The organism is Rhizobium sp. AN80A, assembly GCF_030053015.1.
Classification (GTDB): domain Bacteria; phylum Pseudomonadota; class Alphaproteobacteria; order Rhizobiales; family Rhizobiaceae; genus Rhizobium; species Rhizobium metallidurans.
In genome coordinates, this window is record NZ_JASJPX010000001.1 from 129,373 (window position 1) to 143,695 (window position 14,323).

A 14,323-nucleotide genomic window follows, 5' to 3' on the forward strand; every position below is an offset into this window, starting at 1 on the left:
AACGATCTCCACTGCCTTGTCAGGCACAGGAGATAGCCATGGAAAGCACCCACGCCCATCACCACGGTCACGGCGACCATCATCATGCGGGAAACGACGGCGCGGTCCGAGATCCCGTCTGCGGCATGACGGTTGACCCCGCCGCCGGCAAGCCGTCGGCCGAGCATGAGGGCCGGCGCTATTTCTTCTGCTGCGAGGGCTGCCGAGCCAACTTCGAGGCTGCGCCGCAGGACCATCTGACCGCAAAAGACCCGGTCTGCGGCATGAGCGTCGACCGCGCAACGGCCAAGCACTTCCTGCGACATGAAGGCGAGAGGCACTATTTCTGCTCGGCTGGCTGCAAGGCGAAATTCGAGGCTGCACCGGCGGATTATCGCGATGGCAGCAAGCCGCAACCGAAACCGGCTCCGAAGGGTACGCAATATACCTGCCCGATGCATCCAGAGGTGATCAGCGATCATCCCGGCGATTGCCCCAAATGCGGCATGGCGCTGGAGCCGATGGGCATCCCGCCCATCGATGAGGGGCCGAACCCGGAGTTGGTCGATTTCACCCGCCGCCTGTGGATCAGCGGCATTCTCTCCGTTCCGTTGCTTGTCATCGCGATGGGGCCGATGATCGGCTTGCCTGTTCGCGATTGGCTCGGCGAACCGCTCGCCACCTGGGCAGAACTCGCTCTTGCCACGCCTGTGGTGCTCTGGGCCGCGCTGCCGTTCTTCCGACGTGCCTGGGCGTCCGTCGTCAACCGCAGCCCCAACATGTGGACGTTGATCGGTCTCGGCGTCGGCACGGCTTATATCTACAGCCTTCTCGCCACCGTGGCGCCGGGCATCTTCCCGCATATGTTCCGTGGGCATGGCGGCGCCGTGCCCGTTTATTTCGAGGCGGCGGCAGTGATCGTCGCCCTTGTTTTCGTCGGGCAGGTTCTTGAGCTGAAGGCGCGCGAGCGGACCGGCTCGGCCATTCGGGCATTGCTCGACCTCGCGCCGAAGACCGCGCGACGCATCGGTAGCGATGGTGTCGAGGCCGATGTGCCGGTCGACGATATCGTGGTTGGCGATCACTTGCGTGTCCGGCCGGGCGAGCGAATTCCGGTCGATGGCACGGTCAGCGAGGGGCAGTCGACGATTGACAGATCCATGCTGACGGGCGGATCCATGCCCGTCGAAAAGGCTGTGGGCGATGCCCTGACGGGCGGCACCATCAACAAGAACGGCACGCTGGTGATGACGGCCGAAAAGGTCGGTGCGGAGACCACGCTGTCGCGGATCGTCGACATGGTTGCCACGGCGCAGCGCTCGCGCGCCCCGATCCAGGGCGCCGTCGATCGCGTATCGGCGTTCTTCGTGCCGGCGGTCGTGGCCGTCGCGATTGCAGCCATCGCGATCTGGTCTCTCGTTGGCCCCGAACCGCGCATGGTCTATGCGCTGCTCGCCGCCGTTTCGGTCCTCATCATCGCATGCCCCTGCGCGCTCGGACTTGCCACGCCGATGTCGATCATGATCGCCACCGGTCGCGGCGCCCACGAAGGCGTGCTGATCAAGGATGCGGAAGCGCTGGAGCGTTTTTCGAAGGTCGATACGCTGATCGTCGATAAGACGGGCACACTGACCGAAGGAAAGCCTCGGCTGACGGATGTCGTGGCGCTCGGTGATGTAGTCGAAGGCGATCTCCTGCGGCTTGCCGCCAGCCTCGAGCGCGGATCGGAGCATCCGCTGGCGGCGGCTATCGTGGCGGGGGCGCAAGAGCGCGGGATCGCCCTGCTCGATATCACGGGCTTCGATGCGGCCACGGGCAAAGGCGTGCGCGGCAATGTCGGCGGGACAGCCGTGGCGCTTGGCAACGCGGCGATGATGGCCGATCTCGGCATCGACGTGGCCGCCCATGACGCGCAGCTGCAATCGCTGCGGGACAAGGGCAAGACGGTGATGTTCGTCGTCGTCGATCAGCGGCTCGCCGGGCTTGTGGCTGTCGCCGATCGCATCAAGCCGACAACGGCCGCCGCGATCAAGGCACTGCATGCGAGCGGCTTGAAGATCATCATGGCGACTGGCGATAACGAGCGCACGGCACGCTCGGTCGCCAAGAGCCTGGGGATCGACGATGTGCGCGCCGACATACTGCCCGAAGGCAAGAAGGCGCTGATCGATGAACTGCATGCCAGGGGGGCGGTGGTCGCCATGGCCGGTGACGGTATCAATGATGCGCCGGCGCTGGCCGCGGCCGATGTGGGCATCGCCATGGGCACCGGAGCGGATGTCGCGATGGAAAGCGCGGGCATCACCCTGGTCAGGGGGGATCTCAATGGGATTATCAGGGCACGGCGTCTGGCGGAGGCGACAATGCGCAATATTCGCCAGAACCTCGGCTTCGCCTTCGGCTACAACGCACTCGGCGTTCCCCTGGCCGCAGGCGTACTCTATCCTGTCTTCGGCCTGCTGTTGTCGCCGATGATCGCGGCGGCGGCGATGAGCCTGTCGTCCGTTTCGGTCATCGGTAACGCGCTGCGGCTGCGCGCGGCAAAGCTATAGGAGCCTGCCATGAACATCGGTGAAGCATCGGCGCGTTCCGGCCTGCCATCGAAGACCATACGCTATTACGAGGATATCGGCCTCATTAGGCCTGATAGAAACGGCAATGGCTATCGCGACTATGCGGTCGCCGATGTTCACAAGCTGCGCTTCCTGCAGAAATCGCGCGGGCTGGGCTTTTCGGTGGAGGAGTGCCGGCAGCTGCTGGCGCTTTACGAGGACAAGAGCAGGGCCAGCGCCGACGTGAAGGAGCTGACCCAGGCCAAGCTCACGGAGATCGACCGCAAGATCCGCGAACTCAGCGAACTCAGGCACACACTCGAGCATCTGGTTCACGCCTGCCACGGCAACGACAGGCCGGACTGTCCCATCCTTGAGGAGTTGTCCGATGAGCAGCACGCCTGACGATCCCACGGCTGCGGCGGCGGATATTTCTGGGATTCCGCCTAAGGCTGTGATTTTCATGTAATATTTTGCGCGCTGGCGGGCGGATTGTTCGCGCGACATTTTCACGGCGGCAAAAAAGCAGAAAAAATCGCAGACCTGGGGAATAAAACAACGCGTGGCTCCGTATACTCAATCATGGAACGGAAAGAACGCCCATTCGATGTCATCGGTCAGCTCGCAGCGCTTCGGCGCTACGCGCGCTCGCTGGTGCGCAATTCGGATGACGCCGAAGATCTGGTCCACGATGCCTTGGTCCGGGCATACGAGAAGAAGCAGAGCTTCCGCAGCGGCGGTAACTTGCGTACGTGGTTGCTCTCTATCGTGCATAACGCTCACATCGACCGCGTCCGCCAGGGGCGATCGCTGACACGACGGCACGATGAGGCCGCCGTGGAGGCCGAGCAGTCCTTGCCAGCCGCGCAGGAACATGCCGTGCGTCTGCAGCAGGTGCGCAATGCTTTCTTCCGCCTGCCGGAAGAGCAGCGCGAGGCGCTTCATCTCGTGGCGATCGAAGACCTCTCCTACCAGGAAGCTGCTGCAGCGCTCGGCGTTCCGATCGGTACGCTGATGTCTCGCATCTCACGCGCCCGTGCCCAGTTGCGCGAAATCGAGGAAGCGACACCGCGTGCACCACATTTGAGATTGATCGAAGGAGGCGGCAATGAAAGTAGTTGATCCCATTATCGCCGCCGATCTCGATGCCTATATCGATGGCGAGCTCGATGTGACCCGTCGGATCCAGGTGGAATCCTACCTTTCCGAGAATCCGGAAACGGCCGCGAAGGTCATGGCGGATCTGAGCATGCGCGGCGAATTGCGCCTTGCGCTCGCCGACGAAGGCGCCTCCGGCCGTGCTGAAACGCGCGATGTCGCGCGCCGCCTCGAGCGCGGGCTCGCCTATGGCCGGATATTCCATGTCATGCAGCGGATTGCCGCTGTCGCCGTCTTGGTCGGGGCAGGCTGGGTCGCTCATACCTCGTTCGGTGCGTTTACCGCGACCGAGGTCGCCGCGTCCGTCCCGGCTCCCGCCTATGTCGAGGATGCCGTCCAGGCCTATAAGACGACATTGGTGCGCCAGGCCGTCTCGTCACCGCGGAGCGAAAGCTACAAGCCGGATGAAATTCGTGCGGCGACCGGCATCGTCATGCCTCAGCTTCCTTCTGACTGGACGATTTCGGACGTGCAGATATTCCCGTCCGAGTTCGGCCCGAGTGTCGAAATGTCGATCGTGGCCGACAACAAGCAGCTTTCGTTGTTTGCCGTTCGGCCGGGCGTCTTCTCCGTTCAGTCGGTCAACCATATCGGGCTGAACGGCGCCGAAGCCTCCTACTGGCAGATCGGTGACGTGGCTTACGCACTGGTGACGGCGGATCGCTCAATCACACTGGATCAGGCAGCCGACAGGCTTGCCCGTACCCTTTACTAGTTAAACCGAGGAGATCTCTATGAATCCAATCAATCAGCAGCGTTACGGTTCGGCCGTTGGCTCGCAGACCCTGTTTGACGAAGGTCTTCGCCAGCACATGCTGCGCGTGTACAACTACATGGGCATCGGCCTTGTCATCACCGGCATGATCGCCTTCATCGTCGGCTCGACGCCGGCGCTGTATGTGCCGATCTTCCAGTCGCCGCTCAAGTGGGTGGTCATGCTGGCGCCGCTCGCCTTCGTCTTCTTCTTCACGTTCAAGATCCAGACGATGTCGGCAGGCGCCGCGCAGATGACATTCTGGGCCTTCTGCGCCGTCATGGGCCTGTCGATGGCATCGGTGTTCCTGGTGTTTACCGGCACCAGCATCGCGCGCACCTTCTTCATCGCCGCAACGATGTTCGGCTCGACCAGCCTTTACGGCTACGTGACCAAGCGTGATCTGTCCCGCATGGGCTCGTTCCTGATGATGGGCCTGATCGGCGTGGTCATCGCCAGCGTGGTGAACATCTTCCTTGGATCGAGCGCACTTCAGTTCGCGATTTCGGTCATCGGTATCGTCGTCTTCGTCGGCCTGACCGCCTACGATACGCAGAACATCAAGGAACAGTATTCGGAAAACCACGATCAGGAATCGAACCAGAAGCTTGCCGTATTCGGTGCTCTGTCGCTCTACCTGAACTTCGTGAACATCTTCCAGCTGCTGCTCAACTTCACCGGCGAGCGCGAATAGTCGAGCTACAGCGCTTCTGGGGGCAAAGGAAGCGCTAGAACGCCCGGTCCGCACTCTGTGACAGGATGCGCGGATCGGGTGTTCACCACAGGGAAGCGGCCGGGCGCAAGTCCGGCCGCTTTTCCGTTTGATTATGGCCTGACTTCCTGGACGTTCAGATAATGCCCCAGGCACGGTAGCGTCCGCGCCCGGTGATCTCGCGAATGCCGATGTCTTTGAGCAGATTGAGCGCGCCTCGGCCGCTGACCTTCAGTTCACGCGCCACCATGGCCGAGGACACCATCGGCCGCGACAGCACGAATTGGGCAAGGTGCGGAAGGCTGCTGTTTGAGCGCCTGTCCTTGAAGCGCATCTGCATCTGTGTCTGCGCCAGCGACAGGCGATCCATCTCCTTCATGCCGAGATCGGCGCTCTCCACCATCGCTTCGAGAAAGGATTGCAGCCTGACGAGACGCTGGCGGGCGCGCCGGCGTTCGTGGCGAACGGTTTTCAAGCCGGCGAAAAATGAAAAGAGGTGCGACGTGATCTTGCCGCGCTGGCGCAGATAGCCTGCAACCAGCAGTCCGCCCAGCCAATGCTGGCGGCGCAGCGGCTCGATCTGCTCCCATGCATCGAACAGTACGGCGGCGCCCAGTGTCGGTGGCAATGCGTCGGCAATCGCGATGACGGAGCGCCATTCGCGCAGGCGCGCGGCCTCGTCCCAGTCCTCGTCGTCGAGCAGCGCGAGCCGGTCGTCCGGCCGCTCCTGCCGCGCGGGCTCAGGGTGGGTGTCCCGAACGCCCCGCGCGAGATCGTCGAGGAGCCTGCTCGACCGCGCCAGCACGGCGTCGATTTCGGCAAGTTCGTTGGCGAGCGGCGCATCAGGCTCATGATCGTCATTGTCGTGATCGCGATAAGCGCTCTTCAACTCCGGCGCTCTCTGCTGCTCGCCGCCGATCCCCGTCAGAACCGTCATGCCGGCTTCGCTCAAGGCCCAATAAGGATCGCTCGTCCATATCCTGCGGCGCGCGCGCAGGACTGCATGCGCAATGGTCAGTTCGTGGCTGGGCGTGCGGGCGTCCATATGGGCGTCGTGCAGCACGAGGTCTTCCAGATGCACCAGTTCGCCCGCTACCCACAGGGCGCCGACAGCGTCGAAAAAGTGACGGCGCTCGGAAAAGCCCTCCGCGATCGAGGATCGCAGCGCGCGCTCGTCCAGCCGCGCCAGGGCGTCTTCCGCCTGAACGAAGAGCGGCAGCAGCGTCATCAAGGATGTGACATCGATCTCGTGGTTCATCGGCGGGCGTTCCCGACCGTCGGGCGGGCCTGCGTCTCACGTTCCGTCAATGGTCTCAAAAATCGTCTCGGCGCGAGCATGCCCGGCTATTCCTGCTTTATTTGGTCGGCGCGGCTCAGCCGCCGCCGCGCTTGTTGTCCGAGGCATGTGGGCCAATGCCATGCGGATCTTTATCGACAAAGGATCGCACGATTCGAAAATGGCAGCAATCTTCAGCGACGATCGGCCGCTCCCTCATCGCCGCCCGTTTGAGCCATGCCCTTGCGGCGCCGGAGCATGTGCGTCACAAGCAGGAAGAATTGATCAGGAGAGCCGGCGTGCGCCACATCTACGTCATCGGTATCGGAACGGGAAATCCCGAGCACGTCACCATCCAGGCCATCGGCAGGATGAACGCGGCGGACATGATCTTCCTGCCGACGAAAGGCGAGGAGAAGGAGAAGCTCGCTTCCGTCCGCCGCGAGATTTGCGAGCGCTTCGTTACCAATGAAAAGACCCGGATTATCGAGTTCGCCATTCCGCAGCGGAAGACGGTCGACCGCAGTTATGTCGAAAGCGTCGACGACTGGCACGCGACACTGGCGCGAACCTATGTGCGGCTGATCGACGATCTCCCCGAAGACGGCGTCGGCGCCTTTCTCGTCTGGGGCGATCCGAGCCTTTATGATAGCGTCATCCGCATCATCGAGCGGGCAAGGGAACTCGGCGCCGTCGATTTCGACTTCAGCGTCACCCCGGGGATCACGAGCATCCAGGCCCTGGCGGCAAGCCACCGCATTCCGATCAACATGGTCGGCAAGCCGGTCGAGATCACGACGGGGCGGCGGCTTGTCGAGCATGGGAACCGGGCGGACAGCACCGTGGTCATGCTGGATGGAGAGCAGGCCTTTTCCAAGATCGATGATCCGGACGCGGAAATCTTCTGGGGCGCCTATCTCGGGACGGATGACGAGATCGTGCGCTCGGGGCGGCTCGGCGATGTCGCCGCCGATATCGTGAAGCTGCGCGCCGAAGCGCGGGAGCGACATGGTTGGATCATGGATATCTACCTGCTGCGCAAGGGTCGCGATTTCGACGACCTCTGAGGGTGGCGATGGTTTTGCCCGTGCTTCTCAATTCTGTAAGCACCGGGCGGAAGGAAATGGCGGGATGACACGCGACGAGCGCATCGAGACGGAAATCACAGGCGAGGCCGCGCAAGCCTATGCGCGGCGCGGCGCCTGTCCGACCTTGGCGCGGCCTATGCGGACAGGAGACGGCCTGCTTGCGCGCCTGCGTCCGCAGGGCGGCATCCTGACGGTTCGCCAGTGCGCACTGCTTGCTCATGCCGCGACGCGTTGCGGTAATGGCCTGCTTGAGATTACGGCGCGAGGCAGCCTGCAGATCCGGGGACTTAGGTCGGAGACGGTCGAGCCGTTTGCCGAAGCGGTGGATGCGGCGGGCATCATCGTGTCGCCCAATCCCGTGATCGAACTGCCGCCGCTGCATGGCGAGGCGTTTGGTGATGTCGCTGACGCCGCCGCCATGGAATTGGCGCTGCGGGACCGGCTTGCCGAGCATTTGCAGGCGCCGGGGCTGGCGCCGAAGCTTTCAATCATCGTCGATGGCGGTGGCCGCTTCGATCTCGCCGACGTCACGGCCGATATCAGGCTGCTGGCCGTAACAGCGGGAAAGTGGGTGGTTGCCATCGCCGGCGATGGTGCCAGTGCCCGTCCGGTTGCCGCGGGCTCCGTCGATGAGGCAATCGCGGCGGTTGGCGAATTGCTCAAGCTGCTGCTCTCGATCGGCTGGCAGAAGCGTTGCCGCGATATCTCACCGGAACGTCTGTTGTCGACCTTCCCCGAGATGCATGCCATTTCGCACCATCCGCGTATGGGCGAGACACCGTCGGTCGGCGTCAATGCAGTCGAGGACGGCATGGCGGTCATCGGCCTGAAACTACGGTTCGGGCAAATTCAGGCGGCCGACCTTCTGGCGTTTCTGATATTCCTCGGCGATCTCGATGTGGGGGATATCCGGCCGGCGCCCGGTCGCTGTCTTTTCGTCACCGGCCTGAGCGAGGAGGACGCGGTGACGGTGCTGCAATCGGCGCAGCGCTTCGGTCTATCCGCGAACCGCGACGATCTCTCATCGCGTATCGCCACCTGCGCAGGCGCGGGCGCCTGCGCGTCGAGTTTCTACGCCACCAAGGCCCTGGCCGGGGCGCTGATCGAAGGGTGTCCGGAGATTCTGGATGGCTCGCTCGACGTGCATTTGTCCGGCTGTACCAAGGGCTGTGCCCACCCGCGCCGCGCCTTTACGGTCGCGGGAGCGGAAAATGGCTATAATCTTGTTCTCGATGGCCTCGCGTCGGACGCGCCCGATGCACAGATTGCTGGTAGTGATATCAATTCCGCTATAGAGAGGCTTTCCCGTCTCATCAAAAATGAAAGACAAGCTGGCGGATCTGCTAGGGCCTGTCTTGACAGGGTGGGGACGGCCACGATTACGCGAGCGCTGCGACAGGAATAGGAATGCCAGACTACGATTACATCCACAGCGGTGACGCCATCTATGAGCGGTCGTTCGCGATTATCCGCAGCGAAGCCGATCTGTCGCGGTTTTCCGCCGAGGAAGCAGACGTTGCCGTGCGCATGATCCATGCCTGTGGACTGGTGGAAGCAGCCGAGCATTTTGTGTTCGCGCCGCACTTCGTCAGCGCCGCGCGCGCGGCGCTCCATGCCGGTGCGCCGATCTTCTGCGACGCCGAAATGGTGGCGCACGGCGTGACCCGGACGAGGCTGCCCGCCAAGAACGATGTCATCTGCACATTGCACGATCCGCGTACCGCGGAACTGGCGAAGGAAACCGGAAACACGCGCTCGGCCGCTGCCCTTCACCTGTGGAAGGACCGTCTTGCCGGCAGCGTAGTCGCCATCGGCAATGCGCCGACCGCGCTCTTCCATTTGCTCGAGCTCTTGCGCGATGGCGCGCCGAAGCCGGCGGCGATCATCGGCATGCCTGTCGGTTTCGTTGGTGCCGCTGAATCCAAGGATGCCTTGGCGGAAAACTCCTATGGCGTTCCCTATGCGGTCGTGCGCGGACGCCTTGGTGGCAGCGCCATGACAGCGGCGGCCGTCAACGCCCTGGCGAGGCCCGGCCTGTGAGCGGCGCGGGTCGTCTCATCGGCGTCGGCACCGGTCCTGGCGATCCGGAGCTGCTCACCGTCAAGGCCGTCAAGGCAATCGAAGCTGCCGATGTGATCGCCTATTTCGCCAAGCGCGGCAGAGGCGGTAACGGCAAGGCGATCGTCGAGCATCTGATCGGGCGCGACGCCGTCATGTTGCCGCTCTACTATCCCGTGACCACCGAGATCGAGAAGAGCGAAGCCGAATACCGGCGCCAGATCACCGATTTCTACGAGGAGTCGGCGTCGGCTGTCGCCGCGCATCTCGACGCCGGCCGCACCGTGGCAGTCCTCAGCGAAGGTGATCCGCTGTTCTATGGCTCGTACATGCACCTGCATGTGCGCCTCGCCAGCCGCTACGCGACCGAGGTCATACCCGGCATCAGCGCGATGTCCGGCTGCTGGTCCGTTGCCGGCATCCCGATCGTGCAGGGCGACGACGTGTTGTCGGTTCTGCCCGGCACGATGGCCGAACAGGAGCTCGAGCGCCGCCTGTCCGATACGCAGGCGGCTGTGATCATGAAGGTCGGCCGCAACCTGCCGAAGATCCGCCGCGCGCTGCAGGCGTCGGGGCGTCTTGCCGAAGCGGTCTATGTCGAGCGCGGCACCATGGCGAACGCGGCGATGATCAAGCTCGCCGACCGGCCCGAAGGCGATGCGCCTTACTTTTCGCTGGTGCTCGTTCCCGGCTGGGAGAGCAACCGATGAGCGGACGGCTTTTCGTCATCGGCACCGGCCCGGGCAATCCCGATCAGATGACGCCGGAAGCGCATGCCGCCGTTTCGAAGGCCACCGTCTTTTTCGGCTATGGACCCTATCTCGATCGCCTGAACCTGCGGGCCGACCAGACGCGTCAGGCGTCGGACAATCGAGAGGAACTGGATCGGGCTGGCGCCGCATTGCGGGCCGCGTCCGAGGGCGCGGTCGTCTGTGTCGTTTCGGGTGGTGATCCCGGAGTGTTTGCCATGGCTGCCGCTGTCTGCGAGGCGGTCGACGATGGTCCGGACGCCTGGCGGGACGTCGATATTGTCATCCTGCCGGGGATCACCGCAATGCTGGCGGTCGCCGCCCGTGTCGGCGCACCGCTCGGGCATGATTTCTGCGCGATCTCGCTTTCCGATAATCTGAAGCCCTGGGCGACGATCGAGAAGCGTTTGGCTTCAGCAGCCGAAGGCGGCTTCGTGATCGCGCTTTATAACCCGATCAGCAAGGCGCGTCCCTGGCAGCTTGGAAAGGCGTTCGAGCTGCTGCGCGAAAAGCTTCCCGGCTCGACGCCTGTCATCTTCGGCCGCGCCGCCGGAAGGCCGGACGAGCGCATTTCCGTTCAGCCGCTCAATGTAGCGGATGCGGCGATGGCCGATATGGCGACCTGCGTGATCATCGGCTCGGCGGAGACGAAGATCATCGAGCGGGAGGGCAAGGCCGATCTCATCTACACCCCTCGCTTCAGCCCGGGGGCAGCAGGTGATTGATCATCGCCAGGGCCTCGTCGACGGTAGCGACCGCTGGAATGACGGGTGCTGCGGCGCGGCCGATCATGATCACCTCGATGCCGAGCGCGCGCGCAGCCGCGATCTTGGCATAGGTGGCCAAACCGCCGCTGTTCTTGGTGATGATGATATCGATGCCGTGCTCCCGCAGCAACGCAGTCTCGCGTTCGACATCGAACGGGCCACGATCGAGAATATAATGCGCGTGGGGAAGCACGGGCCGCGGATCGACCGGGTCCACGCTTCGGATCAGATAGTGGTGCTGCGGAGCGGCATCCGCCCTGTGCGCCTCCTGGCGGCCGATGGCGAGAAACACGCGGCGCGGCACGCTGCCGAGTTGCGTGATGGCATCCTGGACGCTCGCGGCATGCCACCAATTGTCGCCCGCCTCGGCCTGCCAGGGTGCGCGGCGAAGACAGAAGGCGGGAAGGCTGCTGATGGCAGCGGCTTGCGCGGCGTTCTGCGAGATGCGTGCGGCAAAGGGATGGGTGGCGTCGATCAGCAGGTCGAACTGCCCGTCGTGCAGAAATGTCGCGAGCCCCTCCGCGCCACCAAACCCGCCAATGCGGGTGGGCAGGGACTGCGGCGCGGGTTTTTCCGTCCTGCCGGCAAGCGACAGCAGGGCATCGTAGCGCGGCTGAGCGGCCAAGGCCTTGGCGAGCGCGCTTGCCTCGGTCGTGCCGCCAAGCATCAGAATGCGGATTTTGCTCATGGCTGATATATCTTCCGCTCCCGGCCAACCTTGGCTGACTATTATCGGTATCGGCGAGGATGGTCCAGCGGGCCTGGGTGATGAGGCCAAGCGGCTGATCGCCGCCGCGTCCGTCGTCTTCGGCGGTGCACGCCATCATGCCCTTATGGCCGGCCTCATCCGGGGTGAATGCCTCGCGTGGGAAAGCCCCTTCGAGCGCTCGGTCGCGGCGATCACGGCGCGTCGCGGTTCGCCTGTCGTCGTGCTCGCTTCGGGAGACCCGTTTCTCTACGGCGTGGGCGCGACGCTGTCGCGGAGCATCGATGCCGCGGAGATGCGCGCGATTCCGGCGCCATCATCCTTCAGCCTTGCCGCATCGCGGCTGGGCTGGCCGTTGCAGGAAGTTGCTAGCGTTTCGCTGCATGGGCGTCCGCTCGATCTCATCCGTCCGCATCTGCACCACGGCCGGCGCATCATCGCACTCACCTCCGACCAAAAGACCCCGATGCAACTCGCGGCCCTGCTTGCGGCCAATGGCTTCGGCCGGTCGCGGATGCATGTGCTCGAAGCGCTTGGCGGCGAACGTGAGCAGGTCCGGACCTCCCACGCGGATACGTTCGATATCGAAGACATCGATCCGCTCAATGTCTGCGCCATCGATGTCGTGGCTGGCGAGGGCGCACGGGTGCTGGCCTTTGCGCCCGGATTGGACGATGCGCTCTACGAGCACGACGGACAGATCACCAAACGGGAGGTGCGCGCGTTGACACTATCCGCGCTCGCGCCCCGGCATGGCGAATTGCTTTGGGATATCGGCGCCGGCTCCGGGTCGATCGGTATCGAATGGATGCTGTGCGACACGTCGCTTCGGGCGATTGCCATCGAACAGTCGAGCGAGCGAGTCCAGCGGATAGCGCGCAATGCGGCGGCCTTCGGCGTGCCGGCGCTTGCTGTCGTGCAGGGCCTGGCGCCGCAGGTGTTGCAGTCGCTGCCTGAACCAGACGCCATCTTCGTCGGCGGCGGGGGCAGCGAGGACGGGGTGATGGAGGCGGCGATCGCCGCGTTAAAGAGCGGCGGCCGACTGGTCGCCAATGCGGTGACGCTGGAGATGGATGCGAAATTGCTGGCGTTGCACACTACGTTGGGCGGGTCGTTGACCCGCATCGACATTTCCCGCGCCGGTGCGATCGGCGCGATGACGGGCTGGCGCCCGGCAATGCCGGTCACACAGTGGCACTGGGTCAAGGATTGAGGACAAGGATATGACCGTTCATTTCATCGGCGCTGGCCCGGGTGCCGCGGATCTCATCACCGTGCGCGGCCGCGATCTCATCGGAAAATGCCCTGTGTGCCTTTACGCCGGTTCGATCGTCTCGCCCGACCTGCTCGCTTATTGCCCGCCGGGCGCGCGGATCGTCGATACCGCTCCCATGTCGCTGGATGAGATCGAGGCTGAATATCTGCGTGCCGCCAATGCCGGCGAGGATGTTGCGCGCCTGCACTCGGGCGACCTTTCGGTCTGGAGCGCTGTCGCGGAACAGGTCCGTCGCCTGGAAAAGCATGGGATCGCCTACACGATGACACCCGGCGTGCCGTCGTTCGCCGCGGCCGCAGCCGCGCTCCGGCGCGAGCTCACCATTCCGGAAGTCGCGCAGAGCCTCGTCCTGACGCGGGTATCGGGCAGGGCCTCGCCGATGCCCGATGGCGAGACCTTGACGCAATTCGGCGCCACCGGCGCTACGCTTGCCATCCATCTCGCCATTCACGCGCTGGACCGGGTCGTCAACGATCTCACGCCGCTCTACGGCGACGAATGCCCGGTTGCCATCGTGGTGAAGGCGAGCTGGGAGGACGAGAGGATCGTGCGCGGTACGTTGGGAGACATCGAGGCCAAGGTGGCCGCCGAGCCGATCGAGCGGACAGCGATCATCTTTGTCGGCCCATCTCTGTCGTCGACCGACTTTCGCGAGAGTTCTCTTTATGATGCGACCTATCAGCGTCGCTTTAGAGGTCGAAAGTAAAGCGATTGCAAGACCTGAACGTTCGAGCCGCGAAATCGCCTGCTCGGACGCCTGCGCGCCGGCCCGATCGGCGCTCTGGGGCCGGATGTTATCCACAGCGCCCAATATCGCCCAAGAATGCTCCGAAATCCCTGCCTGCAAGGTTTATCTGGCATTAACCAATTGGATTAGCTTGCTTTCGTCGTTCCGCTATGGAGGCGTTGCTAGAGTATTGCCTGGGCCGGTATTTGCTTTGTCTATGTCAGAACAATACGGAATTTGACGCTATACCGTGGCCTGAAAACACAAACGATTATTATCGTTAAGAAACGGTATTTCCAAAGAATAAATGACCTAAGCTTCTTGGATGGTGTTTTTCCTATCGAGTAAAAATTAATTCCTGTTTTTAGCATGTGGAGGTACAATTTTATATACTCGGCATTTTTAATCTAAGTCTGGCGAAATATTTTGTATTGATTGTCACTACTGATGTATGTAGGTTCTTAACAAAGTAGAAACCACACGTGATAAGTGATCCAAAACGGATAAACTACTTTTCTGAC

Annotated in this window: 14 protein-coding genes; 12 read left to right on the top strand and 2 right to left on the bottom strand. The window is 63.1% G+C overall.

The window, feature by feature from the left end; all coding sequences use genetic code 11:
* The first annotated feature begins 38 nt into the window (after window positions 1-38).
* From P3R82_RS00610 to P3R82_RS00630, 5 genes are all read left to right on the top strand, one after another.
* On the top strand, window positions 39-2,531 hold the full coding sequence (locus P3R82_RS00610; protein WP_283192588.1) for a heavy metal translocating P-type ATPase: 2,493 nt from the start codon (window positions 39-41) through the stop codon (window positions 2,529-2,531).
* A 9-nt stretch (window positions 2,532-2,540) separates the two neighbouring features.
* On the top strand, window positions 2,541-2,936 hold the full coding sequence (cueR, locus tag P3R82_RS00615; protein ID WP_283192589.1) for a Cu(I)-responsive transcriptional regulator: 396 nt from the start codon (window positions 2,541-2,543) through the stop codon (window positions 2,934-2,936).
* Window positions 2,937-3,113: 177 nt separating this feature from the next.
* Window positions 3,114-3,653 carry a sigma-70 family RNA polymerase sigma factor gene (locus tag P3R82_RS00620; RefSeq protein ID WP_047505082.1) on the top strand — a complete coding sequence of 180 codons (540 nt, stop codon included), beginning with the start codon at window positions 3,114-3,116 and terminating at the stop codon, window positions 3,651-3,653.
* Complete coding sequence (locus tag P3R82_RS00625) at window positions 3,640-4,404, top strand: anti-sigma factor (protein WP_283192590.1); 765 nt, start codon at window positions 3,640-3,642, stop codon at window positions 4,402-4,404. Before P3R82_RS00620 ends, P3R82_RS00625 begins: the two co-directional genes overlap by 14 nt.
* A gap of 19 nt (window positions 4,405-4,423) precedes the next feature.
* Window positions 4,424-5,137, top strand: a complete 714-nt coding sequence (locus tag P3R82_RS00630) for a Bax inhibitor-1/YccA family protein (RefSeq protein ID WP_283192591.1) — start codon at window positions 4,424-4,426, stop codon at window positions 5,135-5,137.
* A gap of 154 nt (window positions 5,138-5,291) precedes the next feature.
* On the opposite strand, the gene P3R82_RS00635 is transcribed toward P3R82_RS00630, so the two are convergent.
* The gene (locus P3R82_RS00635) at window positions 5,292-6,413 is read right to left on the bottom strand and encodes an RHE_PE00001 family protein (protein WP_283192592.1); all 1,122 of its coding nucleotides are present in this window, start codon (window positions 6,411-6,413) and stop codon (window positions 5,292-5,294) included.
* Between the two features lie 317 nt (window positions 6,414-6,730).
* Here P3R82_RS00635 and cobF point away from each other — a divergent pair, with 317 nt between their 5' ends.
* From cobF to P3R82_RS00660, 5 genes are all read left to right on the top strand, one after another.
* Window positions 6,731-7,498 carry a precorrin-6A synthase (deacetylating) gene (cobF, locus tag P3R82_RS00640; protein ID WP_283192593.1) on the top strand — a complete coding sequence of 256 codons (768 nt, stop codon included), beginning with the start codon at window positions 6,731-6,733 and terminating at the stop codon, window positions 7,496-7,498.
* A 64-nt stretch (window positions 7,499-7,562) separates the two neighbouring features.
* Window positions 7,563-8,924 carry a precorrin-3B synthase gene (gene cobG, locus P3R82_RS00645; RefSeq protein ID WP_283192594.1) on the top strand — a complete coding sequence of 454 codons (1,362 nt, stop codon included), beginning with the start codon at window positions 7,563-7,565 and terminating at the stop codon, window positions 8,922-8,924.
* Between the two features lie 2 nt (window positions 8,925-8,926).
* Window positions 8,927-9,559 carry a precorrin-8X methylmutase gene (locus P3R82_RS00650; RefSeq protein ID WP_283192595.1) on the top strand — a complete coding sequence of 211 codons (633 nt, stop codon included), beginning with the start codon at window positions 8,927-8,929 and terminating at the stop codon, window positions 9,557-9,559.
* A complete protein-coding gene (locus P3R82_RS00655; protein ID WP_283192596.1) occupies window positions 9,556-10,287 on the top strand; it encodes a precorrin-2 C(20)-methyltransferase in 732 nt (243 codons plus the stop codon). Before P3R82_RS00650 ends, P3R82_RS00655 begins: the two co-directional genes overlap by 4 nt.
* Window positions 10,284-11,051 (top strand): precorrin-3B C(17)-methyltransferase, encoded by a 768-nt coding sequence (locus tag P3R82_RS00660; RefSeq protein ID WP_283192597.1) that lies wholly within the window; start codon window positions 10,284-10,286, stop codon window positions 11,049-11,051. The genes P3R82_RS00655 and P3R82_RS00660 overlap by 4 nt, the downstream gene beginning before the upstream one ends.
* On the opposite strand, the gene P3R82_RS00665 is transcribed toward P3R82_RS00660, so the two are convergent.
* A complete protein-coding gene (locus P3R82_RS00665; RefSeq protein ID WP_283192598.1) occupies window positions 11,026-11,781 on the bottom strand; it encodes a cobalt-precorrin-6A reductase in 756 nt (251 codons plus the stop codon). The two genes, P3R82_RS00660 and P3R82_RS00665, sit on opposite strands and share 26 nt — an antisense overlap.
* Here P3R82_RS00665 and cbiE point away from each other — a divergent pair.
* Window positions 11,780-13,012: a precorrin-6y C5,15-methyltransferase (decarboxylating) subunit CbiE gene (gene cbiE / locus P3R82_RS00670; protein ID WP_283192599.1), complete on the top strand. Its 1,233-nt coding sequence runs from the start codon at window positions 11,780-11,782 to the stop codon at window positions 13,010-13,012. The genes P3R82_RS00665 and cbiE overlap by 2 nt on opposite strands.
* Before the next feature lie 10 nt (window positions 13,013-13,022).
* Window positions 13,023-13,781, top strand: a complete 759-nt coding sequence (gene cobM / locus P3R82_RS00675; protein WP_283192600.1) for a precorrin-4 C(11)-methyltransferase — start codon at window positions 13,023-13,025, stop codon at window positions 13,779-13,781.
* Window positions 13,782-14,323 lie beyond the last annotated feature (542 nt).

Coding starts and splice junctions, on each gene's coding strand:
- P3R82_RS00610 (WP_283192588.1), top strand. CDS start 39: ATGGAAAGCACCCACGCCCATCACCACGGTCACGGCGACCATCATCAT.
- cueR (WP_283192589.1), top strand. CDS start 2,541: ATGAACATCGGTGAAGCATCGGCGCGTTCCGGCCTGCCATCGAAGACC.
- P3R82_RS00620 (WP_047505082.1), top strand. CDS start 3,114: ATGGAACGGAAAGAACGCCCATTCGATGTCATCGGTCAGCTCGCAGCG.
- P3R82_RS00625 (WP_283192590.1), top strand. CDS start 3,640: ATGAAAGTAGTTGATCCCATTATCGCCGCCGATCTCGATGCCTATATC.
- P3R82_RS00630 (WP_283192591.1), top strand. CDS start 4,424: ATGAATCCAATCAATCAGCAGCGTTACGGTTCGGCCGTTGGCTCGCAG.
- P3R82_RS00635 (WP_283192592.1), bottom strand. CDS start 6,413: ATGAACCACGAGATCGATGTCACATCCTTGATGACGCTGCTGCCGCTC.
- cobG (WP_283192594.1), top strand. CDS start 7,563: ATGACACGCGACGAGCGCATCGAGACGGAAATCACAGGCGAGGCCGCG.
- P3R82_RS00650 (WP_283192595.1), top strand. CDS start 8,927: ATGCCAGACTACGATTACATCCACAGCGGTGACGCCATCTATGAGCGG.
- P3R82_RS00660 (WP_283192597.1), top strand. CDS start 10,284: ATGAGCGGACGGCTTTTCGTCATCGGCACCGGCCCGGGCAATCCCGAT.
- cbiE (WP_283192599.1), top strand. CDS start 11,780: ATGGCTGATATATCTTCCGCTCCCGGCCAACCTTGGCTGACTATTATC.
- P3R82_RS00665 (WP_283192598.1), bottom strand. CDS start 11,781: ATGAGCAAAATCCGCATTCTGATGCTTGGCGGCACGACCGAGGCAAGC.
- cobM (WP_283192600.1), top strand. CDS start 13,023: ATGACCGTTCATTTCATCGGCGCTGGCCCGGGTGCCGCGGATCTCATC.